Origin of the sequence: Pantoea sp. USHLN298 (assembly GCF_037149395.1) — a bacterium.
GTDB lineage: Bacteria > Pseudomonadota > Gammaproteobacteria > Enterobacterales > Enterobacteriaceae > Pantoea > Pantoea astica.
Map to the genome: position 1 here is coordinate 201,092 of NZ_JBBCRO010000005.1, position 24,653 is coordinate 225,744.

Annotated in this window: 24 protein-coding genes and 1 riboswitch; of the genes, 6 read left to right on the forward strand and 18 right to left on the reverse strand. The window is 53.2% G+C overall.

Annotated elements, in window-relative coordinates:
* Positions 1 to 9: 9 nt before the first annotated feature.
* From WFK59_RS14455 to ascF, 6 genes are all read right to left on the reverse strand, one after another.
* Positions 10 to 945 carry an ABC transporter substrate-binding protein gene (locus WFK59_RS14455; RefSeq protein WP_336756098.1) on the reverse strand — a complete coding sequence of 312 codons (936 nt, stop codon included), beginning with the start codon at positions 943 to 945 and terminating at the stop codon, positions 10 to 12.
* Between the two features lie 23 nt (positions 946 to 968).
* Positions 969 to 1,733, reverse strand: coding sequence for an ABC transporter permease (locus WFK59_RS14460; protein ID WP_336756099.1), 765 nt, complete (start codon positions 1,731 to 1,733; stop codon positions 969 to 971).
* Complete coding sequence (locus WFK59_RS14465; protein WP_336756100.1) at positions 1,730 to 2,476, reverse strand: ABC transporter ATP-binding protein; 747 nt, start codon at positions 2,474 to 2,476, stop codon at positions 1,730 to 1,732. The genes WFK59_RS14460 and WFK59_RS14465 overlap by 4 nt, the downstream gene beginning before the upstream one ends.
* Positions 2,473 to 3,168: a thiaminase II gene (gene tenA, locus WFK59_RS14470; protein WP_336756102.1), complete on the reverse strand. Its 696-nt coding sequence runs from the start codon at positions 3,166 to 3,168 to the stop codon at positions 2,473 to 2,475. The genes WFK59_RS14465 and tenA overlap by 4 nt, the downstream gene beginning before the upstream one ends.
* A gap of 95 nt (positions 3,169 to 3,263) precedes the next feature.
* Positions 3,264 to 3,366: riboswitch (TPP riboswitch) on the reverse strand.
* 106 nt (positions 3,367 to 3,472) lie between these two features.
* A complete protein-coding gene (locus WFK59_RS14475) occupies positions 3,473 to 4,903 on the reverse strand; it encodes a 6-phospho-beta-glucosidase (protein ID WP_336756104.1) in 1,431 nt (476 codons plus the stop codon).
* 32 nt (positions 4,904 to 4,935) lie between these two features.
* The gene (gene ascF, locus WFK59_RS14480; protein WP_336756105.1) at positions 4,936 to 6,384 is read right to left on the reverse strand and encodes a PTS cellobiose/arbutin/salicin transporter subunit IIBC; all 1,449 of its coding nucleotides are present in this window, start codon (positions 6,382 to 6,384) and stop codon (positions 4,936 to 4,938) included.
* Positions 6,385 to 6,639: 255 nt separating this feature from the next.
* On the opposite strand from ascF, the gene WFK59_RS14485 reads away from it, so the two are divergent.
* Positions 6,640 to 7,659: a LacI family DNA-binding transcriptional regulator gene (locus WFK59_RS14485; protein WP_233988279.1), complete on the forward strand. Its 1,020-nt coding sequence runs from the start codon at positions 6,640 to 6,642 to the stop codon at positions 7,657 to 7,659.
* On the opposite strand, the gene WFK59_RS14490 is transcribed toward WFK59_RS14485, so the two are convergent.
* Together WFK59_RS14490 and WFK59_RS14495 are read right to left on the reverse strand one after the other, a co-directional pair.
* Positions 7,656 to 8,405 (reverse strand): DeoR family transcriptional regulator, encoded by a 750-nt coding sequence (locus WFK59_RS14490; RefSeq protein WP_336756108.1) that lies wholly within the window; start codon positions 8,403 to 8,405, stop codon positions 7,656 to 7,658. The two genes, WFK59_RS14485 and WFK59_RS14490, sit on opposite strands and share 4 nt — an antisense overlap.
* 77 nt (positions 8,406 to 8,482) lie before the next feature.
* Positions 8,483 to 9,745 (reverse strand): DUF1479 domain-containing protein, encoded by a 1,263-nt coding sequence (locus WFK59_RS14495; RefSeq protein WP_233988277.1) that lies wholly within the window; start codon positions 9,743 to 9,745, stop codon positions 8,483 to 8,485.
* Positions 9,746 to 10,000: 255 nt separating this feature from the next.
* On the opposite strand from WFK59_RS14495, the gene WFK59_RS14500 reads away from it, so the two are divergent.
* Positions 10,001 to 10,822 (forward strand): Cof-type HAD-IIB family hydrolase, encoded by an 822-nt coding sequence (locus WFK59_RS14500; RefSeq protein WP_233988783.1) that lies wholly within the window; start codon positions 10,001 to 10,003, stop codon positions 10,820 to 10,822.
* A gap of 55 nt (positions 10,823 to 10,877) precedes the next feature.
* Here WFK59_RS14500 and WFK59_RS14505 read toward each other — a convergent pair whose 3' ends face one another.
* Complete coding sequence (locus WFK59_RS14505) at positions 10,878 to 11,270, reverse strand: winged helix-turn-helix transcriptional regulator (protein WP_336756110.1); 393 nt, start codon at positions 11,268 to 11,270, stop codon at positions 10,878 to 10,880.
* A 108-nt stretch (positions 11,271 to 11,378) separates the two neighbouring features.
* Between WFK59_RS14505 and WFK59_RS14510 the strand changes: the two genes are divergently transcribed.
* Positions 11,379 to 12,428, forward strand: coding sequence for an NAD(P)-dependent alcohol dehydrogenase (locus tag WFK59_RS14510; RefSeq protein WP_336756112.1), 1,050 nt, complete (start codon positions 11,379 to 11,381; stop codon positions 12,426 to 12,428).
* A gap of 293 nt (positions 12,429 to 12,721) precedes the next feature.
* Here the strand turns inward: WFK59_RS14510 and WFK59_RS14515 are convergent, their stop codons facing one another.
* Positions 12,722 to 13,432, reverse strand: a complete 711-nt coding sequence (locus WFK59_RS14515) for a RipA family octameric membrane protein (protein WP_336756114.1) — start codon at positions 13,430 to 13,432, stop codon at positions 12,722 to 12,724.
* Positions 13,433 to 13,623: 191 nt separating this feature from the next.
* Positions 13,624 to 13,845 (reverse strand): hypothetical protein, encoded by a 222-nt coding sequence (locus WFK59_RS14520; protein WP_233988272.1) that lies wholly within the window; start codon positions 13,843 to 13,845, stop codon positions 13,624 to 13,626.
* Between the two features lie 219 nt (positions 13,846 to 14,064).
* Here WFK59_RS14520 and WFK59_RS14525 point away from each other — a divergent pair, with 219 nt between their 5' ends.
* Entirely contained in the window at positions 14,065 to 14,373 is a 309-nt protein-coding gene (locus tag WFK59_RS14525; RefSeq protein ID WP_233988271.1) for a hypothetical protein, read from the forward strand.
* Positions 14,374 to 14,425: 52 nt separating this feature from the next.
* Here WFK59_RS14525 and map read toward each other — a convergent pair whose 3' ends face one another.
* The 3 genes from map to gstA all read right to left on the reverse strand — a co-directional run bounded on the left by map (position 14,426) and on the right by gstA (position 16,243).
* The gene (map, locus tag WFK59_RS14530) at positions 14,426 to 15,211 is read right to left on the reverse strand and encodes a type I methionyl aminopeptidase (RefSeq protein WP_336756116.1); all 786 of its coding nucleotides are present in this window, start codon (positions 15,209 to 15,211) and stop codon (positions 14,426 to 14,428) included.
* Entirely contained in the window at positions 15,208 to 15,453 is a 246-nt protein-coding gene (locus WFK59_RS14535) for a ParD-like family protein (RefSeq protein ID WP_233988267.1), read from the reverse strand. Before WFK59_RS14535 ends, map begins: the two co-directional genes overlap by 4 nt.
* 187 nt (positions 15,454 to 15,640) lie before the next feature.
* Positions 15,641 to 16,243, reverse strand: a complete 603-nt coding sequence (gene gstA / locus WFK59_RS14540; protein WP_336756118.1) for a glutathione transferase GstA — start codon at positions 16,241 to 16,243, stop codon at positions 15,641 to 15,643.
* A 131-nt stretch (positions 16,244 to 16,374) separates the two neighbouring features.
* Here gstA and WFK59_RS14545 point away from each other — a divergent pair, with 131 nt between their 5' ends.
* The gene (locus WFK59_RS14545) at positions 16,375 to 17,250 is read left to right on the forward strand and encodes a LysR family transcriptional regulator (RefSeq protein ID WP_336756119.1); all 876 of its coding nucleotides are present in this window, start codon (positions 16,375 to 16,377) and stop codon (positions 17,248 to 17,250) included.
* Positions 17,251 to 17,593: 343 nt separating this feature from the next.
* Here the strand turns inward: WFK59_RS14545 and WFK59_RS14550 are convergent, their stop codons facing one another.
* From WFK59_RS14550 to WFK59_RS14565, 4 genes are all read right to left on the reverse strand, one after another.
* Positions 17,594 to 17,836, reverse strand: coding sequence for a hypothetical protein (locus tag WFK59_RS14550; RefSeq protein ID WP_336756121.1), 243 nt, complete (start codon positions 17,834 to 17,836; stop codon positions 17,594 to 17,596).
* Positions 17,837 to 19,418: 1,582 nt separating this feature from the next.
* Positions 19,419 to 20,462, reverse strand: coding sequence for an NAD-dependent epimerase/dehydratase family protein (locus tag WFK59_RS14555; RefSeq protein ID WP_233988263.1), 1,044 nt, complete (start codon positions 20,460 to 20,462; stop codon positions 19,419 to 19,421).
* 414 nt (positions 20,463 to 20,876) lie between these two features.
* On the reverse strand, positions 20,877 to 21,842 hold the full coding sequence (locus WFK59_RS14560; RefSeq protein ID WP_233988262.1) for a lysozyme inhibitor LprI family protein: 966 nt from the start codon (positions 21,840 to 21,842) through the stop codon (positions 20,877 to 20,879).
* A gap of 387 nt (positions 21,843 to 22,229) precedes the next feature.
* The gene (locus WFK59_RS14565) at positions 22,230 to 22,745 is read right to left on the reverse strand and encodes a GrpB family protein (protein ID WP_336756123.1); all 516 of its coding nucleotides are present in this window, start codon (positions 22,743 to 22,745) and stop codon (positions 22,230 to 22,232) included.
* A gap of 182 nt (positions 22,746 to 22,927) precedes the next feature.
* Between WFK59_RS14565 and WFK59_RS14570 the strand changes: the two genes are divergently transcribed.
* Positions 22,928 to 24,286: an esterase-like activity of phytase family protein gene (locus WFK59_RS14570; protein ID WP_336756124.1), complete on the forward strand. Its 1,359-nt coding sequence runs from the start codon at positions 22,928 to 22,930 to the stop codon at positions 24,284 to 24,286.
* Positions 24,287 to 24,653 lie beyond the last annotated feature (367 nt).

The following is a 24,653-nucleotide window of genomic DNA, read 5'->3' on the forward strand; positions in this document are numbered from 1 at the left end:
CTTCATCGGTCAGTCACCGCCGATGGCGTAGTGCTCAACCGGGGTGATTTGCTTGATCAGATGGTTATCATATAAAAATTGCTCATAGGCCTGATAACGGGCGCGGTCCAGCTTAACCGGGTCGTCTGCAAACAGCGGCAGTGAGGCCCGCCACGCCTGATGATTTAACGGCGTATTCAGTTCAGGATGCGCGCCAGCAAACGCCTGCCAGCTGGCTTCCGGATGCGCTTTTAATTCTGCCACACCCCGTTTTAGCGCCCGCATAAACTTCTTAATTTTCTCCGAATGCGCGTCGTCGCGGTTAGCGACAATAATCAGCTCGTCATAGGCGGGAACGCCATAATCCTCAACGTTAAACACCACCGGCTGTTTACCCTGTAGCCTGATTTCAAGCGCTTCGATATTGCGATAGCCGCCAATAACCGCGTCGACTTTGCCGGTCAGCAGCGCGCTGGTCAGCTGGAAGTTAACGTTGATCAGCTGTACCTCGCTGGACTTCACGCCGTCGTGCTGCAGCATGGTATCGAGCGTCGCCTGTTCAATGCCACTAACCGAATAGCCAATCCGCTTTCCCTTCAAATCAGACGGTTTTTTCACGGTCTTATCCAGAGTAATCAGGGTATTCAGCGGGGTATTGATTAGCGTGCCGACCCGCATCAGCGGCAAACCCTGATCGGCAAAAAAGTGCAGCTGCGGCTGATAGGTTATGGCCAGGTCCGCCTGCTTCGCCGCCACCAGTCGCGGCGGCAGTGACGGATCGGAGGGCGGCACGATCGTTACCTCCAGTCCTTCCGCTTTAAACGCGCCGGTTTGCTGCGCCACCATAATCGGCGCATGGTCCGGATTGATATACCAGTCGAGCATCAGGGTCAGTTTTTCCGCTGCATGCAGCGGGCTGGAGAGGGCGGCGCTGATCATCAGCGCTGACAGAACAGGTTTTAGCATTGGTTTATCTCGCAGATTAGAGGTCATGAGGCACTCTCAGGAGCCCAGTCGATCAGGCGGTGAAGCAGGGCATCGACGGCCAGCCATAGCGCCAGCGTCATCAGCACCAGAATAAACAGCGCAGCAAAACAGATATCGCTCTGCATCCGGGCATTGGCGTTCAGCATCACATAGCCCAGACCTTCTGCCGAACCCACCCATTCGCCAATGATCGCGCCAATCGGCGCCACCGCCGCCGCCATTCGTAATCCGGTGGCTAAGGCAGGCAACGCAGCTAACAGCCGGACGTGACGCAGTTGCGATGCGCGTGATGCGCCCAGCGTCTGCGCCAGATCCAGATAGCCGGTTGGCACGCGCCGCAGACCATCATAAAAGGCCGAAGTTACCGGAAAGAAAATCACCAGCACCGCCATTGCCACTTTGGCGCTCATGCCAAAGCCAAACCACAGCACCAGCAGCGGAGCCAGCGCAAACACCGGAATCGCCTGGCTGGTGAGGACCAGCGGCATCATCCAGCGTTGCAGACGCGGCGAAAACGTCATGCCCAGCGCCAGCAGAGCGCCGAGCGCGACGCCGGTGATCATCCCGCAGAGGATCTCGGTGAGGGTAATCAGGCTGTGATAGCCGAGCCAGGCTTTGTTCGCCCATAACGCCTGTGCCACCGCAACGGGCGAAGGCAGCAGAAACGCCGGAATCGACGTCAGGGTGATCAGCCACCACAGCGCAATCAGTCCACTAAACAGGGTGATGCCGCGCCACATTCTGGCTAAACCGTTAAGCTGTTTCATCCGGCCACCTCTGACAGTGACAGTTTTTGCAGTAGGGCTGCCTGACTCTCTATGACGCCGATATCGTTCGGCGCGCGCGGCGGCTGGCCCGGCAACGGCTGACAGGATTCCAGACCGGAGGCGCTGAGTATCAGCATCTGATGGCTCAGCCGACAGGCTTCCGCCGCATCATGGGTGATCAGCAAAACGGTATGATGTGCCAGCACCTCCGCCGCCAGTGTCTGAATCTGATGGCGGGTCAGGGCATCAAGTGCGGAAAAAGGCTCATCCATCAGGACGATCGGTTTGCGCGCATACAGCGTGCGGGCCAGCGCAGCCCGTTGCCGCATCCCGCCGGAGAGCGTCGCGGGCCGCGCCGTTGCGTGACGATGCAGACCCACCCGCTTCAGCAGATGTTGCGCCCAGAGGCGGTCCGGTTTTTCACCCTTCAGACGGCTGGCAAGGCAGACATTTTGCTCAACGCTCAGCCACGGATAGAGCAAATCTTGCTGGCCCATCCAGGCGATCCGGCCAGCCAGCGGCAGGCCATCACTGCCGCTAATCACTCCGGATGTCGGCGGCGTCAGGCCAGCGATGACGCGCATTAAGGTACTCTTTCCGATACCGCTGGCACCGAGCAGGGCAGTGAAACTTGCCGGGAGAATCTCCAGACTGAGCCGGTCAAACAGCCGATGCGCGGCAAAATCGACGCAAAGGTCACGGATTGAGATGCCGGGCGGCAGTAATGCTCCTGAGTCGCTCATGGTGACAAAGGGGATTGATGATTGAGCCCCATCTGCCAGAAGGCGGATTCCAGTTGGGTGGCGGTGGTGAAGAGGGTTGCCAGCCGTTCAAAACGCGCTGCGCCGGCGCGCTGCCGGGCCAGCGTTTCGAACAGTGCCAGTGAGGCTCTGACGCCCGCCAGATAATCGGCATCGCCATAATTCTCTATCCAGGCGGCATAAGGATTACCGTCGGACAGCGTGGCGGGAGCCTGTAACAGCCTCAGGCCGATTTCGGCATAGCCTGCAACGCACGGCATCAGCACGGTCAGCAGCTCCAGCGCATCTCCACTGTGGCCGACATCCAGCACGTAGCGGGTGTAGTTGAATGTTTCAACCGCTTCGGTCTGACTGAGCAGCGCGGCTTCGCTGATCCCCCATTGCTGGCAGTAAGCCCGATGCAGCGGCAGTTCATTGACGATGGCATTGAGAGAGGCCGTTGCGGTTCGCAGCGCGACCGGATCGTGCAGTTTGCTGACCAGCAGCCCATAGGCGCGGGCAAAATGCAGCAGGAACAGATAATCCTGGGTGAGATAATGCCGAAAGGCGGCCGCTGGCAGCGTGCCCTGAGCGAGCTGCTGTACAAAATCGTGAGAGACATAGGCGTGCCAGTGATCGCCAGCCTGTTGTCGCAGGCGGCCATAAAAGCCGGTTTCAAAAAGTGAAAGTGACATGGGATCTCCAGTGACTATTGGTTAACGAAAAGTGTTAACTCAGGGAGATCCGGGCATACGGTGAAGAACAGGCAATGATGCAGGAGATGTTGCAGAAGACTCTGCCGACCCGTCCCTTCGCTGGCATGACCCAGATCAGGTTCAAAGGGTTCGGTTTGCACCATCTCAGCCCATAACAGGACACCCCTCGGAGACGTTTGTTATACGATAATTGTCAGCGGAATACAACGGCACGCCGCCGGCCTGCAATAGCCGATGGCCCCGCTAAACCGCTGCGGTTTAGCGGGCTAAGGCAGTGACGTTGTCACTCAAGATCTTCACCGTTACTGGCGATCACTTTTTTATACCACCAGAACGATTTTTTCCGACTGCGGGCCAGCGTTCCCCGGCCAAGGTCGTCCCGATCCACATAGACAAACCCGTAGCGTTTACTCATTTCGCCGGTTGATGCGGCCACCAGATCGATGCAGCCCCAGCTGGTATAGCCGAGCACCGGCACGCCATCGGCGATGGCGTCGCCCATCGCCCGGATATGCTCACGCAGATAGCTGATGCGGTAATCATCTTCAATCTCACCCTGAGCGTTAATCGTATCCCGTGCGCCAAGGCCATTTTCCACCAGGAACAGCGGCTTCTGGTAGCGGTCATACATCATATTCATGGTGATGCGTAACCCAAGCGGATCGATGCCCCAGCCCCATTCGCTGCGCGTCAGATGGGGATTAGTCAGGGACTTCACTACGTTGGCGGCGCTGCTGTTAAGCTCGTTCATCTCCGCCGACGCGCAACGCGAGGCGTAGTAACTGAACGAGACAAAATCGACGCTGTTTTTCAGGATTTCCGCATCGCCGTCGGCTATCTCCAGACTGACTCCTTTTTCACGGAATAGCCGCGCCGCATAGGCGGGATAGTATCCGCGCGCCTGCACATCAATGAAGAACAGGTTTTCGCGATCTTTCTCCAGTGCCGCCCAGACATCTTCCGGTTTGCTTGACCAGGGATAGAAATTGCCGCCCGCCAGCATACAGCCCACCTGATTCGCCGGGTTAATCTCATGGGCGATTCGGGTCACCAGCGCGCTGGCCACCAGTTCATGATGGGCGGCCTGGTACTTCACCTGGTCGTGATTTTCATCCGCCTCAAATACCAGTCCGGCCCCGGAGAACGGGCTGTGCAGCAAAATATTGATCTCATTAAAGGTCAGCCAGTATTTCACCAGACCGTCAAAGGCCTCGAAACAGCTGCGGGCATAGCGGGCAAAAAAGTCGATCATTTTGCGATTCCGCCACGAGCCATATTCGGTCACCAGATGCATCGGTACGTCAAAGTGGCACAGGGTGACCAGCGGTTCGATATTGTATTTCCGGCACTCTTCAAACACCGCGCGGTAGAAGGCAATCCCCTCCGGATTCGGCGTCAGTTCATCACCATTCGGATAGAGCCGGCTCCAGGCGATGGAGGTGCGAAATACGCTGAATCCCATTTCCGCCATCAGCGCGATGTCTTCCGCATAGCGATGATAGAAATCAATGGCGTCATGGCTGGGGTAAAACTCATCCTCGCGCAGGGTGAAACGCCGCTCCAGCCCGAGTTTCACCGGCATCCGATGCGGGCCGTGGGGGATCATATCAACGGTGGTTAAGCCCTTTCCGCCTTCACGATAGCCACCCTCAGCCTGGTTGGCGGCTAACGCACCGCCCCATAAAAATCCTTGCGGGAATCTTGATTCAGACATGACATCCTCTGGTTTCGGGTCAGCATGGCCCATTAGTTAGCGTTAATCGCGTTGGTGCGCTCGGATGCAGGCGTTGCTGCTGGCGCGGGCGACGGTTCGGTTTCAGGGATGTCCTCGAAACCTAAAATCAGCGTCAGCACAAAGGACAGTACCACCGACAGCACCATCACGGCGGCAACCCAGACCATAGACATAGGGTTGGCGGGATCGAAAAATTGTACGCTGGTAAACAGGCCAGGCGAGGCCATTGAATGACTGGCCAGTCCGCCAATCCCGGCCACCGCACCACAGATAAAGCCGCTGATTAAGCAGGCGATCAGCGGACGTTTTAGCCGCACCGCTACGCCATACAGTGCCGGTTCCGAAATGCCGGCAATGATCGCTGATGCCGCTGCGGCCAGCGCGGTCTGGCGCAGTTCGCGATTTTTAGTCCGGAATGCCACCGCCAGCGACGAACCGCCCAGCGAAAGATTGGCACCAATTTCTGACGGCATCACCATGCCCTCTTTACCGGTTTCTGCAATGGTCTGAATGATGGTTGGGGTAAAAACCCGGTGCATCCCGGTCATCACCAGCAACGGCCAGATAGCACCCATGATGGCGACCGACAGCCAGCCGAGATAACCGTGAACGGTATAGACCAGCGCTGAGATGCCGCTACCGATCCAGATGCCAATCGGCCCAATCAGCACAATCGCGATTGGGGCGGCAATCAGCACAATCAGCATTGGCTTGAGGAAGTTTTTGGTCACGGCTGGGGTAATGCGATCCACGCCGCGCTCGATGTGCGACAGAATCCAGGTCATCACCAGTGCCGGGATCACCGTATAGGTATATTTAACGGCGGTCACCGGGATAAAGGCAAACTCCACCGGCTGGCCCTGAGCCGCTTTCGCCATCAGGTCAATGAAGTTGGGATGCACCAGCACGCCGGCAATGGCTATCGCCAGCGACATGTTGGTTTTAAATTTCAGCGCGGCCGAGGCCGCTACCATCACCGGCAGGAAGAAGAACGCGCCATCGCCAATGACGTTCAGTATCACCAGCGTTGATGAGCCTTTTTCAAACACGCCCGCCATATCGAGGATCATCGCCAGCAGCTTAACCATCGACCCACCAATAATGGCGGGAATCAGCGGTGACATGGTGCCGACCAGCGCATCCAGAATGCCGGCACCGATCCCTTTCAACGTCAGCTTACGCTTTACCGGCGCCGATGAGGACGCGGAGGGCGAGCCGAGCTGCATCACCGCCTGATACGCCTGCGAAACATTATTGCCAATGATCACCTGGCATTGGGTGTCGTTATGTACCACGCCCATTACGCCATCGATGGCCTTCAGCCGGACGAAATCGACCTGGGTCTGATCTTTGACCACAAAGCGCAGGCGGGTCATGCAATGCGTAAGCGCTTCGATATTGGTGAGGCCACCTAACGCGTCGACAATCGCGCGTGAAACCTCGTCATAGTTTCTGGGCATGGGGGATCTTCTCTGTAGGGTAATCGGTCAGTGTTATGTTTTTTTGCCCTGTGTCAGCGGCGAATAGGAAACCGGTTTCACAAAATCATGAAGATCTTTACTGACGGCGACAAGCGCTAAAAATCACCACTTTTAAATTTTGTGATGTAGCTCACCACGAAATCGTGAGTCGGGCGCGGTTACGCCAGCGAAAATATTTCCAACAATGAGAGGCTTAGGTAGACTGCAATCATGCGCAGTGAAGGAGCAGGTTAAATGGCAACGATTCAGGATGTAGCAGCTCGGGCGGGCGTGTCGAAAGCCACCGTGTCACGGGTACTGTCCGGTAATGGCTATGTCGGTCAGGAGAAGCGCGAACGGGTGCTACAGGCGATTGCTGAAACCGACTACCGGCCTAATCTGCTGGCGCGTAATCTGGCGACCCAGTCCAGCCAGACCATTGGGCTGGTGATCACTAATACGCTGTATAGCGGCAGTTACTTTGCTGAACTGATGGCGCATTCGGCGCGGATGATGGAACAGCAGGGCCGTCAGCTTATTCTTGCCGATGGTAAACATACCGCTGAGCAGGAGCGGGAAGCGATCCAGTTCCTGCTCGATCTGCGCTGTGACGGCATTATTATTTATCCGCGTTTTCTCTCTATCGATGCGCTGGATGCCATAATTTCCCAGCACCGCCAGCCGATTTTGGTGATCAATCGCCGCCTGCGCGTCAATGACAGCTACTGCATTTATGTCGATCAGCACGCGACCAGCGCCAGCGCGGTGACGCATCTGGTCACTCACGGTCATCGGGATATTGCGTTTATTACCGGTTCGCTGGATTCTCCGACCGGCATGGAACGGCTGTCCGGTTATCAGGCTGCGCTGAAGGCGGCAGATATTCCGGCTGAGCCGCAGCGGATTGTGACAGGGAAATGGACCGCACAGAGCGGCATGGTTGCGGTGGATCACCTGCTGGCGCGCGGCGTGGCGTTCAGCGCGATAGTCGCCAGCAACGATGAGATGGCGATTGGGGCTATCAAGCGGCTGACTGAATGCGGCATTGCGGTACCGCAACAGGTCTCAGTCATGGGCTTTGACGATATTCCGCTGGCACCCTATATCACACCCTCGCTGTCGAGCGTAAAACTGCCGGTCACCGAAATGATTAACGAAACCATTGGCCGGCTGGTGAACATGCTGGATGGCGGGGAATGGCGGCCCAGGCCTCCGTTCAGCGGCAGCCTGATACTGCGTGATTCACTCTCGGACGGGCCCGGTCGCCGTGCTTAGTCGGCAATGACCTGAATCACATCAATGTCACGTTCCTTCAGTTGTTGCAGGGTCAGGGCATCGAGTTGATCATCAGTGATCAGATGCCGGACCTGATAGCCTGGCGACAGCGGATAGGGTTGAATCTGCCCAAACTTCGAGCTGTCAGTCAGCGCATAGCTATCGATGCCCTTCGCCAGCACCGCATCCACCACATCGCAGCGCAGCATATTGCGACCGGTGAAGCCGCTCTCCGGATGCCAGCCATCAATTCCGACAAACGCTTTATGAAAGTGGATCTGCTGAATGCAGTAACGGGTCAGCGGGCCGACCATCGATTCACTGCTTTTTTGCAGCAGGCCTCCCAGCACAATCACCTCACAGGCGGCCTCACGCAGTAACTGGGCGATGTAATGACTGACGGTAATCAGCGTAATGTCGCTGCGATCCGCCAGCGCGCGCGCCAGTAAGGCATTGGTGCTGCCGCCTTCGATAAACACCGACTCACCGGCTGCCACCAGGCTGGCGGCATGATTAGCCAGCGCCTGTTTGACCGGATAACGGGTATTCATGCGGGTGCCCACATTGTCACTGTCGAGCGCCAGTGCTGAGCCATGGACCCGTCGCAGTAAGCGATCGCGCTCCAGCAGAGTAAGATCCTGACGCACCGTTACTTCAGAGACACCCGTCAGCTGTGCCAGCTCGCTGACCGCAATGGTACCCCGGGTATTAACCAGTTGAATAATCTGATGATGTCGCGGATTCATAAGCCAGTTTCGCAGAAAAAACAGTTGCTGCAGTTTAACAGGGAAAAGACCGCGCCGGACCCCGGCGCGGTGATAAATCAGGCTAAATCCAGCGCCCGGCGACCATTCTGATTCAGATCGGCCAGCGTAAAACGCTGCTGCCAGTTTGTTTCATAATCTTCAGGCGGGAAATCAGCGGGCGAACGACCCTGTTCCAGCGCCTGGGCTACCCGGCGGGCATAAGCGCGATTCTTATCGCACATCGGCGCGGCCGGAATGTACATCACGTTGCCCCAGCCCTGCTGATTCTCTACCGGTGCCACCGCATGAATCACATCGCAATGCCACCAGACGGAATCGCCCGCTTCTAAAGCCGGGATGGAACTGAGTCCGGCAATCAGATGAGGATGCCATTTCTCATTAATCGGTAATACCCGACCCGGTTCTACGCCGCACAGCTCGTCGTCCGGCACATCGGCTAACAGTGGACGCAGCAGAACATAGGCCATCGCTTCCGGTACCGGCACCACATGCAACAAGCCCTGGCCTGGAATCATATCTGACAGGGCGGTCCAGCCCTGAAAGGTGCGGAATACCGAGCATTTGGTGGTGTCGGGCACATCATATTCATCCACTTCGGTGCGATGCGCGGCATCCCACGGATCGTAGGCGTCGAAATCACCGCTAAAAAGTTTGCCAAACACCTGCTGATAAGCGGGCAGCAGCCAGCGTTCAAGCGCGCCGGAGTCGGTATGCGCACCTAATCCTTTCGAGGTGGTACCTGGCAGTCGACGACGGATTCGATCGGGATAGATCACGCTGACATCGGGATCGAACCACTGTTTTCCCTGTGAGTCGAAGGTCCACAGGCGATTAAGAAAGGATTGTGCCTGCGTCATGGCATCACTTTGACGCGCCTGCATCTGCGCCTGTGACCAGTAAATCGGATAAATTTCCGGCCGTGACGCCTCAAGACTGCCAAAGAAGTTATCGCCGGGACCACGATACTGCTGATCAAAGTGATTCAGTTCCAGGTAGTCGAGCATCGACTTATCCCACGCCAGTGCCTGATCGCGGGAAAAATGTTGTTTGATGACTACGCAGCCGCGGCGTTTTATCAGCGCCCGGGTTTCATCTGAAACCCGTCCTTCGGCGATGGCCTGCATCGGTACAACGGGCCAGGCGCTACCTGTTCGCTGTTCCTCCGCTTTTGCCTCGCCAATGGCCGCTTCGATTCTTTCGCACACCTGGCGGAACAACGCCTCGACATCACCAATCTGGCTGCGTAACTGCTGTTTCATCTGTCGGATAGCCGCTTTAACGTCGGCAGGAAGCGGCGTAGCCCGGAAATTCGTTGTCATCTCATGCTCCTTAACGTGTCAGGGTTGAGTTACGGATGAAAAATGATTAACCTTCATTCGTAAATTACGGCTGAGATTAACATCGTTGTAACCATAAAAAACGTGCGCTGTAACACAAGTTCCCTACCGGAACGCTCTGAAAGCCGTTAACAAACTCACTATTAGCATTCTCAATAATCCACACAGCGAGTAAGCTTTATGAATCAAATCAATCAGCCGAAAGGAAATGACGGCGCAGGTAAAGGGGCAGGCGAGATGGCGGTTAAGATGATTGCGGTGGATATGGATGGCACCTTTCTGGATGACAACAAACAGTACAACGTCCAGCGGTTCGCACGTCAGTATGCGCTGCTGAAGCAGAAGGGCATCCGTTTCGTGGTCGCGAGTGGAAATCAGTATTATCAGCTACAGCGCTATTTCCCTGACATAAAAGATGAGATTGCCTTTGTAGCGGAAAACGGTGCGTGGGTTTCGGACTGCAATGAAGAAATTTTTTGCGGCGAGTTAGCCAAAGAGAAAGTCCATCAGATCCTCGATATTCTGGCGCATGAACCCGATATCGCGGTGGTGGTGTGCGGACGTAACGGCGCTTATGTGCACTCCTCCGCGTCTGATGAGGTGCTGGCGATGCTGGCGAATCATTACCACCGGCTGGAAAAGCGTGACGATTTGTATGATATCGATGACACCATTTTCAAATTTTCGCTTAACCTGGCGCATGAAGGCGTGGACGCCTTACTGCAACGGCTGCACGACAAGCTGGGCGAGCTGGAGAACATCATGCATCCGGTCTCGAGTGGCTTTGGCTTCATCGACCTGATCATTCCTGGTTGCCACAAGGCGCATGGCATCGCACTGCTGCAGGAAAAATGGGGCATCAGCGACTGTGAAGTGCTGGCGATTGGCGACAGCGCCAATGATATAGAGATGCTGCGACAGGCCTGCTTCAGTTTTTCAATGGCTAATGCGGTTGACGCTGTGGCAGCCGTAGCGCGTTACCAGACGCAGAGCAACAATGATGAAGGCGCGCTGAATGTCATCTCCCGGCTGCTGGCTCGCGAATTTCCGTTCGACTGAGTTTCGCCGGCATTGCTGAAAAGCGACATTATCGCCACGGGTGACGAAGCGATCGTCACCCCGTAACATCCTGCTTATTATGCGCATGGCGTTCCATCTCATCCAGCGCCGCCTGATTCTCCAGACCCCACTGATACATCTGTTCAATCGGTTCGGCAAAGCGCTGGCCCAGTGCGGTCAGGCTGTATTCCACTTTGGGTGGCACCACCTGATGCACTTCACGCGCAACCAGCCCGCGCTGCTCCAGTTCCCGTAGCGTCTGAATCAGCATCTTCTTTGAAATGCCCTGCAAACTCCGCTCCAGCTCACCGGTACGCGCGCGGTTATCCGGCCAGTGATACAGCGCATGGAGCACCATGGTGCTCCATTTGACGGCAAACAATTCCAGCAGCCGCCGCGGCGGTGAGTCTGCATAGAAGCAGAGCTTTCCTTCAACCCATACCGGCATAAAACGTTGTTCCTTTGATGGTAACCAAATGGTAACTACTACCAAAATGGATACCGGATGTCTATAGTGTGCCGCTTTCGTTCCCCAACCATTACAAAGAGGCGACAGATGAAAATTCATGCGCTGGTTGCATCACAGGCAACTCAACCATTACACACGGGGGAGGTTGAGCTACGCGATCTGCAGCCGGATGACGTCAGAATTAATGTGCTTTACTGTGGCGTCTGTCACTCAGACCTGCACATGGCGCGTAATGAATGGGGCGTCAGCCGTTATCCTTTAGTTCCGGGTCATGAAATAGTTGGCCGGGTGGCGGCAGTAGGTGACAACGTCACACGTTATGCAGTGGGTCAGACTGTCGGTGTCGGGGTCATGGTGGACGCCTGCGGTGAGTGTCATTTTTGTCATCAGCAGGAAGAGCAATATTGCGAAACCGGCTTCACGCCGACCTATAACGGCACTGATAAATATACCGGTGGCAACACCTATGGCGGCTATGCGGATCAGGTGATTGCTGACCAGAATTTTGTGGTCTCGATCCCGGATAACCTGCCACTGAATGCCGTAGCGCCGTTACTCTGCGCGGGCGTGACCGTCTGGTCTCCGCTGCACCATTTCAATGTTAAAGCCGGCCACAAAGTTGGCGTAGTCGGTCTGGGTGGGTTGGGGCACATGGCGGTTAAGCTGGCCAGTGCGCTGGGTGCCGAAGTCACGCTGTTTACCACATCGCCAGAAAAAGGCGCCGATGCGCGGCGGCTCGGTGCGCATCGGGTAGTGGTTTCACGCGATGCCGGACAAATGGCGGCGTGTCAGACTTCACTCGATATCATTCTGGATTGCGTGGCAGCACCTCATGACCTTGATCCTTACCTTGCGACGTTAAAGACCAACGGCCAGCTGGTACTGGTCGGTATTCCCGATCAACCGCATCCATCACCGAACGTAACGCCAATGGTGTTTCGCCGTCTCAGCATCAGCGGCACCTCAATCGGCAGTATAAAAGAGACGCAGCAGATGCTCGATTTCTGCGGTCAGCACAACATTACAGCCGATGTTGAAATGATCACGGGCGAAGAGATTGAAACAGCTTTCGCGCGGATGCTGACCAGCGATGTGAAATACCGCTTTGTGATTGATATGCAGAAAACCGGCTGGTAAAGGTTTCACGGCCTGAGGTAGGGCAGGCCGTGAACAATCGGATATCGGGCTCGCGCAGTTGATCACAGGTGAGACTCGCGAAAAGAAAGAAGGTTAGAGGTGATGAGTGCACAGCTAATATAGTTACAACATACTTTTTACCCGATTGGATAACAACTCATCTGACTTGAGTGCAAACTTCTTTCTGACAGAAACCGATATAACCCTTGTGATCTAATCACCCGCCGCCAGGCAAAAAAAAGCTACCCGACTAAGGTGCCGGATAGCCTTTAGTGAGGCTGCATCAGGGAGAGTTACTCGTCGGATTTATGCTCTTTTATCGCCTGATTCTTCTCCGCATCCTCGTTATCAGCTTCATCATGTTCTGCGACATGACTGAACGGTTTGAGCAGCTGAATATCCAGAATCACATAGACCATAGTGCTGATAAATAATGAGATCACACTGCCAAACACGCCACTGGTGGTAAAGGTGAGATAGTTATAAATCACCAGCCAGGTCAGACAAATAAACAGCGCCAGGGAGATTGTCAGGTTAGCGACCGAGTAGTTGCTGGTGCCGGCGCCCTGAATATGGGTCACCTTAAACAGGTTGCCGATGGAATATTTCTCCAGCACCCGTATGGTATTTTCCCAGTTACGTTGTTTGCGCGCGCTGGCGCGGGTCAGAAATACAAACAGAATCGAAATGAAGAAGCCGGAAAAGGCGATCAGCACCGGAATCGCTTCCAGCGCATAGGTAATGCTTTTATGACTGCCGGTGCTGCTGCTGAGATCCAGCGTTAACGAGGCACCCAGCGCCGCATAAAGAAAAATAAACAGCAACAGAAAAGTCAGCGTACGCTTCCAGTCACCCTCGGCTTCGATGTTTTTTTGTTGAACGGCCAGTTGCAGCGACTGTTGAATTTGCGCAGCCTGCGGCGAGTCTGTTTCTACAGCGTGGCAGGGCGCAGCAAAGAAGTTGCTCATGAACTGCTCATCTTCTTTGTGAATAGTGATTTTCATCGGATACCTGTGTCTGAAAGGATGTCCGGTTATTCTAATCAGCCTCGACTGAAAGAACAGAAACTTCTTAAACCGCGCATTCTGCGACATCCCATCGGCCGCATAGCGATAGGGGGATTTACGTGGTGTAGAACGCTGACGTGAACCCGGTCGCAGGCGGCAGATCGCCCCTGTAAATCACCCGCTGGCCGCTACTCCGCCTGCGAACTACGTAATTTGAACTGCTTAATCGCATCATTGATGTTGTTAGTATCAAGTGTTGCGATGCACTGGCTGCCGTTGAACACCTCGTAATGGGCGTTGTGCAGCTGAAACAGCAAATCTTTGCCGCGAAAATGAATGCGCTTCTGTTTGACGCCAATGCCATGTCGTCGCAACAGCGCCTGCGACAGTCGATCGTTCTCTTTTGCCATAGCTTCAGCTCCCCGGCAATACGTGGTCACTGCTATTAAACCTGATAAAGATGAGTTTTATATTAAGAGATATCCTTAATTTCAACAGGGACAAAGTCCGCATTTTTGCACCTGACTGCTGCTGAAGGCGCGTGTTAACGGATAAATGCGATTCAGCCACCTGTACCCACTTCAGATGCGGTACACTTGGCCGGTGAATTCACCACTGGACACGATGCTATGAACGACAAAAAGATGATCTCGATTGATCAGTTCAACGCTGATGAACGACTGGCTGTAGAGGAAACGTTCAATGGGCTGGTGCAGAAATATCGCCAACGGACCGGTAAAGAGCCGGATAGCAAAAAAGAGAAAGAATTCAATACGGAAGCCCGACAGCTGATTATGTCGAGCAAGCTGGAAAAAGAGAAAGCGCAGGCAGAGAAGGATAAGAAAAAGCCCGTGCGCAGAAAGAAACCGTCATCCCTGGCGGCCAGTGAAGTGAGTGATTTCAACTGGGCAGCATCAGTGGTAAAAGGGCGCAGATAATCCTCTTTGCGCGTAAAAAGGGTAAGCCTGAGGTCATCCTCAGGCTTCAGGCTCAGATGGGCGCATATTCGCCGGTGCCTTCCGGCCACGGCGTTAACAAATCAAATCCCTCTTCAGTAACCGCCACGGTATGTTCCCATTGCGCTGAAAGAGATCGATCTTTCGTCACCACCGTCCAACCATCAGACAGTACGCTGGTGCCCGCTTTGCCGGCATTAATCATCGGCTCGATGGTGAATATCATACCGGCTTTAAGCGGCATACCTTCACCTGGCGTACCGTAATGCAGCACCTGCGGATCGGTATGGTAGATTTCGCCCACACCGTGACCACAATATTCGCGCACCACCGAAAAACCTGCCGATTCAGCCACACGCTGAATGGCTGCACCAATGTCGCCCAGCGTCGCGCCAGGACGGACCGTTTTAATGCCGGCCACCATCGACTGATAGGTGATATCGACCAGGCGCTTAGCGCGTACTGACGGCGTACCGACGAAATACATCCGGCTGGTATCGCCGTACCAGCCGTCTTTGATGATCGCCACATCGATATTCACAATATCGCCATCCTTCAGCCTCTTGCTGGCAGGAATACCGTGACAAACCACATGGTTCACCGAGGTACAGGTGGTGCGGGTATAACCGTGGTAACCGATGTTAGCCGGAACCACTTTCAGCTCATTCACAATATAGTCGTGGCAGATATCATCAAGCTCTTCAGTGGTGATCCCGGGCCGTACGTGCGGGGTAATCATTGCCAGCACCTGGGCTGCGGCATGGCCGGCCGCTCGCGCCTTCTCAATTTCAGCCGCTGTATGAATTTTAACGCTGTTCATGACACATCTCCTTGTGAAGTGAGCCTTTCTTGATGAAATAAATGTCGGATATCTGCACTGCCTTCCAGTTCCAGTCGAACCAGCATCTGCGCCAGTTGATGCTGGGTCAGTTGCGGATAGAACTCAGCCAGCATCCCCAGCTTTAGCCAGTGCTCTGCCTGTGCATTGATCGATCGACTCATCGCCTGGCTGGCGATCCGCAGATTCTCATGCATCAGATCGGAAATTTTTACGATGCCCATATCAGCCTTATATGAATCGTATATGTTTCGTATATTAGATACTGACAGGGGCGTGGTATGCAAGGGGAAAATTGCTGTTCCGAAACTTGCCCGGTCCAGAGATAGTTGTCTGGCTCGATCTCCTCGCGGGCTGATCATTGACCCGTTCTTTTGTCCATGCAATCGCTAAGCGAAAACTTGCTCAGTATTAAGATGCTTCAGCCATTAATGCAGCCTGCACAGCGGGACGGGCACTGATCATTGCCATATATGCCGACAACGCAGGCCAGCGATTCAGTTCGATGGCGAAAAACTGACACCAGCCCAGCACAGTGAAAAGGTAGGCATCCGCCACGCTGAAGCACGCCCCGGTCAGATAACTTTTTTCACTGAGCGTCACCTGCAGGTAATCGAACTGCCGGAATAACTTCTCACGAAAAATTGCTTTGACGTCTTCGGGCAACGCAGGGTTGAACAGGGGGGCCGAGCCAGCGTGTATCTCACTGGTAATAAAGTTAAGCCATTCCTGCAGGCGCACCCGGGCCCAACTGTCCGCTCGCGGAGCCAGATCCTTTTCCGGCTTTAGATCAGCGAGATACTGCACAATAGCCGGACCTTCAGTGAGTATCTGCCCATCATCCAGTTCAAGTGCAGCGACATAACCTTTTGGGTTGATGCGCAGGAAGTCACGTCCGTCAGCGGTGAGCTTGCTTTTGTTGTCTACTTTGACCAGTTCAAACTCCAGCTCCAGTTCGCGCAGCACGATGTGGGGCGATAACGAACAGGTGCCAGGGGCGTAATAAAGTTTCATTGTTGTCTTCCTGTAAAGTGCATAGCCGCCGCGCGGTCTGCTGCGCGATCCTCTGTTCACTGTATTTGACGCCGTTTCCGCTGTAAAATTAATGATTAAGCAATCAACTATTAGCTGAGCTACTGATAACCATGATGAATCTTTTGCACTGGCGCTTACTGATAGCCGTGGCGGATGCTCGCAACATCTCACGCGCTGCAGAGGAGATAGGAATGACGCAGTCTGGTGCCAGCCAGGCTATTGCTCAACTGGAGGCTTCACTTGGTTTTCCGATTTTTACGCGTGAGCGCCGATACATCAGTGTTACCGCGCTGGGTGAGCAGGTTATTGAACAGGCGAGAAATATGCTGTCGGGGCTGAATGCCATCCGCGAGCTGGCTGATAAGAGCCGGGGATTGACCAGCGGGCGCATTCGCCTGGCCAGTTTTCCATCAGTGACGTCGACATGGTTGCCCGGTTTGCTGCGCGACTTTAAGCGCCAGCATCCCGGCATTGAAGTGGTCATTCTGGAAGGCTCAGATGAGGAGGTTGAGGAGTGGCTTACAGCAGACCTGGTTGAACTGGGGGTGATAATGAACCCGGTGCCGGGGCGAGCAGAAGTGGTTTTAGGGCAGGATGCATGGGTAGCGGTCATGCAGGCCAGTAACCTGCAGGCACGGCATCTCAGGGCTGATGGCATAACGCTTGAGGAGCTGGCGGGCCAGCCCTTTATTCTGGCGACAGGCGGATGTGCGGTGAATGGAAAAAGCCTGATGGAAAAGGCGGGTTTGCACCTTACTGACATCCGCGTGACCGTACGGGACTGGATCAGCGCCTGTAAGCTGGTCGCTGAAGGCATGGGTGTCGCCCTTGTACCTGAATCAGCCCTGCCTGAAGAATTACGCAATCTGCGCGTGGTACCCGTGACACCTTCTATACACCGTGAATTCGGGCTGGTTTGTTCAGCTTCCGGAAAGGCGTCTGGCGCGACCCAGGCCCTGCTTACAGGATTACGAAAAGGACGATGAGATGAATGACTTCATTTGCTGGTTAAATATGCGCGCCAGGAATAGCAGCCTGACGTGAACGTCAGATTTGCGATGATTAAAAAGCGGGGAAAATTGATGCCGCGCATATATCTTTTGATAAGGATTGAAAGATCACGGTACTAGGCGTATCAAAAAAGATGGCGCTTTTGCCATTTTGTTAGGAAATGGAGTTATGGCGGATAGAAGACCACTTAATCCAGGTGTAGTTGTTCCTAAACCCGGCGGTGGCACGCAGCCACGGGATCGCAATAATGACGGAAGAGTGCGGGAGAAGCGCTCGGACGCAGGCAAACCACGTAATAAAGTGTCCAACAAATGGGGTTCACTTCATCTGGGCGGCTTTTTCCTGAAATGCCCTGGCGATAAGCCGGAATAACCTTTCCACCCAATATTCGTTGATCACCTCAACATCAAGCGTCATAACCAGGCAAAAATAATGAGCAACTCCGGATGACGCGCTTGAAAAAAATAAATTTTTTGAGCAGGCCATTATACGAGAATGGTTTGAAAAAATGGGTTTGACAACAACATCACTTGGCTTACAAATAGCATCCCTGGCTTTCACAATGATGCTACCAGGTGGCGAGGTCTTACTTGCTGAAGAACGTTTCTTATAACTAATGCTAATAAGGTATATTTCGACCGCTCAGGGTGGAGAAGCAATAAAAAGTAAGTCATTCGCGATCATCATTGGCGGACCATAGAAGAGCTCATACATACCGATTGCATATCCTGATAGATGCTCAGTACTTATCTATATGGCGTGTTAGGCCACTTTTTGTATGCGAAGACATAGAGCATGATGAAATGGATGCCCGGGCATGAAAGCAGTAACGCCATCTTCCAGCCGAATCCTGCTTTCTGGGCCATTCGGAAGCAAGGGATAAACATCAAAAACCAGATGATTAACGACAGTGCTGCGAGGGGATTAGGCTGTTCCATTTGAAATATTCCATGCGTGATTTATTATTCAGTATCGGCAGCTAGTAAGGATCATTTCGCTGCACTCATCAATGTTTATGATTTTACCTCATTTATTCTGTAGCATAAAGTAGAGATTCGAAGGACAGGAAATCCATGTGCATCAAAGTTTGGACAATAGCGGTCACCATACTTGTCTGCGGCATAGTTTTTGTATGGGAAGCTGTAGTTTTCTATCTCAGAGGGGTTTACACGTTAAGATTCAAAGGCACACCACGTCGGGAATATGTTCACCGAAGTGATAGGTTAGACGTGTACTGGCTGTATATGCTCCTTCATGTTTGTGCTGGCACAGCAGCAATATTTTTCAGCTTTTGGTTCTTACAACGCGATCCCACCCTGGAAGGCTAATATGAAATGATTCGTCAGGTTTTCGCATTCTGAAACCTCCTTGTGACAGTATCATCGTTATAAGGTATGAAGGTTCCGTCTCATGGTAATTATATGAAATTTTTAATTTTTGGTTTGTGGTCGTATTATTAAGCACAGGCAGAATTAGAGATAGCCTCACAAAATCTAAGCGCTTTTTTAGTAAACCATGTAGATATTTAGATGCAAATTTCTAAAGAAGCACCACTAACTTCAGATGAGGCAATTACCCAATGTGCCTATCAACTTCACAGAGTTGCATGACGCCACAGGACCGGACATGCTGCAGTTGAGCCGTGATGTAATCGAACACAATAAGAAGTTCGTCAGAATTATAATGAACATCAAAGTAATACATGAGCACCGACAGATAGGCTACATCCGCACTACGGCGCTGAACAATCAGATTTCTGGCGTGTACTGCGCCGAACCCATGCGTTTGCTAATGCAATCCGAGAAGTTGACTAACAGTCACAGAGTATGAACCGTGCTTCTCGAAACCTGCTTCTGCTGACGGGAAGCTACGGTCCTGCAATGATTCTGCCTGTTCTTGCTACTGGCGCCGCAGATGTAGGTGGCCAAATTCACTATGCCACTACACAGCGGCGGATATAGCACAATCTTGGCGGAGACTCGCTCTTCTTATTCCATCGGGTGCCGAATGGCATGACTGGCATAACGCCTAAGGATCTGGCAGACCAGCGCTTAAGACCACATCCCGCGCGCCTCGCTTGTACTATTCCGCCGTTTCAGCAGGTTCAATCGGCAGCCTGCCAGACGACAGGCTGCCTGAGCTCTCAGGGAATAAGTTTGCTGCTTCGCATCGCTTCCAGATGTTCAATCAACACCTCATCCGAGCGCCTGGTCATGGCGTCAAACCCTTCCTGGCGCGCTTTGGTGACGTCAAATATGGCATCTTTCTCAACATGAAAGATAAAGTCACCAAAACCACCCAACGCCAGCTTATCGATATCGTGCTCTTGCAGTTGCGCCTTATCGGCGATGGATGACCAGAGAGGCTTTAACGCGCTGAGACGTTCGCTAAGCGAGACAGGCTGCGCCTCGCCGACCGGAACGCCAAACCAGTCAGCCAGTTTCGGCCAGACGTGACACCAGCGAAACACATCACCATTTGTGATATTGAACGCGCCGAATTTAGCATTTTCGGCAGCCCAGACAGCGCTTTGACCCAGAATGCGGCTGTCAGTGACGTTCACCAGCGTATTGCGATAAGCGTCATCCGGGCCGGGAAAATGCAGAGCGGTTGCCGTTTCGCGGCAAATGGTGCCGTAGACGCCGATCAAATTCCCCAGGTTCATCGGCGACCCGAATGAGTGACCGATAACGATATCCGGACGTAGCGCAGTCCAGCCGATACCTTCATCGCCAATCTTTCTCGCATAGTCTTCATGCCGGAAATAGAGGTTTGGCGGAAAATGACGGCTATCCTCTTCCCGGGCCGGAGTGCGATAAACACCCAGATGGGCACCGTAAACCTTTCCGCCCTGAATAAAGAGAAGATGTTTCAGCGAATTGCCTGACGATCGTACTGCGCCGATCAGATTTTCAAACATTAGCGCATTGATATCCGCTTCCACGCCCGGATTAGGATCCTGCCGCAATGCCGCGTAAAAGATGTGCGTCACGGTTTCAAACGCTTTCCGGTGATGATTAAGATCTTCTGCAGAAGTCAGGTCAGCGCTGATATGAGGAGAAGGGTGAGGGCTATGCGCCGAACGCCCAAGGGTAGTGATTTGCCAGCCCGCTTTATGGAAGGAATCATGGGCGGCAAAGCCAACTACGCCGCCAGCACCGACCAGCAATACGTGCTTATCATTCATACAGTTCTCCGTCTGGTTTCCTATAACAAGATTTAGCGGCAACATACAGAGGCGCTGACAGCAAACAGAGCCGTTGCCGAACGCAGTTATTAAAAAGTGATCCATATAACAACATGAGTCAAACAACGGTGAGCAGGCGAAGCGGCCCCAGACGCGCTTTATCTGCTGGCGCTACATCCAGATTTTTCGCCTGACAGGATGGATATAGTGAACCTGGAAAAACAGGGGAAGGCTTTTCCGGAAAGCATGAGTGAAGGAGATGGTAAGCCCTGGCGAACCGTAAAATGCGGCATTATCAGTAGGGCGGTTTGGGGTTTATGGCGCACCCTTTGTTCAGATTCTTCAGTTTATGTGACCAGCGAAATGGCTGGCCACATCAGGTCGTCAATGCTGAAGAATAAGTCTATTGCTGGATTATTGATTTTTAATGAAATCAGTTCTCGACACCGTCATTTGCGCCTGACAGTCGATCATTTTCTTTAGCTCCTCGTCATTGCCCTGCATGGATATTTTGCCGCACATGGCATCTTTGGTTTTAATCCACTGCCGCTGAGAGGGCAATAATTCCTTCTTCATTGCGGGGGTTAACGATGACCAGGCCGTATTCAAATCAGAGTCGGCATTCGCGAATAAAATTCGTGACTGGGTCAGACTATCAGCGTTCTGCTGCTGTGGCTGCTGAATTGATTGCTGATCGGCCTGTTGCTCAGATCTCTCTTGTGCCTGTAGCTGAGCCTGTCTCTGGAGTTGCTGCTGAGCTTCGTACTGAGCCTGCTGTTGCGCCTGCTTCTGGCTCTCAATCAGGCGCTGCTGGACATCTTTAGCCTGCTGGATTTTCTGTTGCTCAACAATTGGGTTGATAATGGACAATGCCGTGATCAGCCCCATTCCCATCGATACCGGATTTGTCGTGGAGGCTTTAACAAACACATTTTTTTGATCGTCAGTCGCCTGAGCTGTGTAACTGATGCGCTTGTAAAACGCATTAGCGTTGCTTTCAAGCGAAAGACTTTCCAGTTGTTTATCCAGATTGCGGTTAAAGTTCTTACGATAGGCTTCTGAGAGTTGAGAATATTCATCAGCAGGCAGTGTCATGGATACCGTGGCTTCACAGGTTTTCATTGTGCTGCCTGAGTCACTGGACGTGGTAGATATTTCAGAAAGCACCAGTTTGATTTTCTCCAGAGCACTTCTTTTGGTCTGGCTGGTGACGTCTGGATATTCGTCGACCTGCTGAGACAGGCCTTCATAAGCGGCTTTCCTGATTAAATCGACGAAAGCAGACTGCGTCATTTCAGAAGAGCAGCCAATAACTTCCTTATTGTTGTCACAACCGGATAGCGCTATAGCGAGTAACAGAGCGGCATATTTTAGTCTCATGAGTTCCCTTTAGGATAAAATGTCTGAGATCGATAGCGGCCAGAAGATCATCCTTGAAGCAACATCTGTCTCTTCTCGATAACCTGATTCAAAACCACTGGTCAATAACATGCACATATCGGCACTGATTAGGCGAACTTTAGGGATTCCTCACTCTGGAATGGAGTGTGCAGGTCAGTAATTTGAATCAGATTAAGCACCGGCCTGACCGCACATAACGCTGACTGATTAATTTTTTGTAAATCATGGCCATCTTGCCGAACTGAAACAGAAGGGTGTGAAAAAACCGTCCGGCGACGGCTTCTCATAGTCGCACTCACACTTTTCAGGGCTTTTCATAAAATAACCAATTCAAAAGCCACAGCAGCAGGTAGCTGGAACAGGGCTTTATATTTCTCGTTCCAGATCGATGAGTGCCAGTTGCAGATGATGCTCAATAAAGTCTGCTTTGAATGCACTGTAACGATGAGCATCGTTACAGTTTGATGCTGCTACACACTTTATCTCGGCGTAATTCGCCGCAATATCTCGGTTTTTTCTGAGGTAATCACGGAAGGCAAGATGTCTCAATATTTGAATATCTCCGACTGAAAAGGCATGAACGTGATGACTACGCCGATCACCCCCCTTAGTGAAGTAGCGACGTCCCGCAATCCCGTTCTCACCGCGCGCAACGTATCCGGCGCAGAGCATTGCAGCGTTGTATTTATCCAGTTCATTGATATCGCAAACTTCCAGCAGTATGTCGATAACGGGCTTTGCTGACAGGCCAGGCACGGAGGTGCTGCCGATGTGATAAACATGCTTAACACACTTACCTAACAATGCCTTTAATCGTGAGCTTTCTGCGTCAAACATCACAGGCCACTGCTTATCGTATGGCACCAGAGTAGCTGATCGCATAGAGACCTCCTCGTTTGCCCGTAGATATTCATCATAATAGCCAGATAGAGGTTCATCACCTCAGCAGCCAGCGTTTTAACAAGGTTAAATCAACCTGTTAGCTGCCACTGTTAATCGGCATATCATTTTTCTGTCATTTTCAATCTTTACGATGCTGGATTCCCTTTATGGATGCTAACAATATGAAAAGAAAAATTATTCCTCTGGTTATCGGTTGTGCGCTCTCTTTACCAACCCTGGCGGCGCAGCCACAAACCCAGCACGCTATCGTCAGTTTTCCCGAAGGTACGCACGTAAGCTACAACGGCGCATTCGCCAGCGCGTTTCCGAATGGTTTGCCGGTGGGGATCGGCTCCGGTTTGCTGTTTACCGGCAAGCAGGGAGATGCGCTCACCTTCGTGACCGTCACAGACCGCGGGCCGAATGCTGACTCGCCTGATGTGGGTAAAAAGGAGGCGAAAATTTTCGTCACGCCAGACTTCGCCCCGTTGCTGATGACCATTCGGGTGCAGAACGGCAAAGCGGTGGCCACGGATGCCCGACCGCTGCATGACGATAAGGGCAATATTAACGGATTACCGCTACAGGATGGCATCATCGGCTCCACCAATGAAGTCGCGCTAAGCGATAGGTTGAAAATGCTGCATAGAGATAACCGTGGTCTGGATACCGAAGGCATTACCACGGACGGGAAGGGCGGATACTGGCTCTGCGATGAATATGGTCCGTTTCTGATTAACGTTGATCAGCGCGGCAAGATCCTGGCGATTCACGGACCGCAGGCCGCGGAAGGGGAGAAATCGATCGCGGGCGGTCTGCCGAACGTTATTAAATGGCGCCAGCCGAATCGTGGCTTTGAAGGGCTCACCCGCATGCCGGATGGACGTATCATCGCCGCGGTGCAGAGCACGCTGGATATCGACGGTAAAAGTAAAAAGCAGGCGCGCTTTACCCGCCTGGTCAGCTTCGATCCGGCGACCGGCAAAACTGCAATGTATGGATACCCTGTCGACAGCGAGGCTTATGCTAAAAACAGCGACGCGAAAATTGGTGATATCGTGGCGCTCGATAATCAGCATATCCTGCTGATTGAACAAGGCAGCGACAAAAACGACGCGATGCGCAACCTTATCTATAAGGTGGATCTCAGCGGCGCTAGCGATCTTGCCGCTTTCGATAAGCCTGGCGAGTATCCGGAGTTTGACGACCAGAAAAGCCTGGCACAGCGCGGCATAAAGCTGGCCGCAAAAACTCAGGTAGTCGATTTACGTCAACTTAGCTGGCAGCAGGAGAAGGCCGAAGGGCTGGCGCTGATCGACAATCAAACGCTGGCGGTCGCCAATGACAATGACTTCGGCGTAAAAGCGGTAATGCAAAATCCGGTTGAAGGTAAAAAGCGCAAGGATTATCGGGTCAGTGAACAGGGATCGCTTACAGTCGATGATAAGCCGGTTGCCACGACGATCGGTGTGAAGCCGCTGAAGAAACCCGAGTCGGACAGCGAGTTATTGATCATAAAACTGGCGGACCCGCTGAAATAAGCGCTCTTCTCAATCCAGGCTGCGTTCCCTCATAGCATTACCTCCTGTAAAAGAGACGGATGCAGCCGGTTTTACTATCCACTGATCATTCCCGCCGTTTTGTGGTACAAAAAATGGGGCGCTGAGGCCTAATGCCTGTCAGTTAAGCGACAGGTGATAACGCAGTCTGGTACCGCTCAGGGGCTGGCGGTCCTCGCGCCGCTGCGCGGTACCTTCACTTCATTCGTCTGCCTGACGGACCGTCGGGGATGGCACATCCTGTGCCGCCCCGCCTTTCGCCCGCGTCCTGCGGGCTCTCCTGGCAGACTCATTCTGTTCAGCGCTGCGGATTGCCTGCCCCTGATCGGCCCCCGCCTGCTCTGAAGCT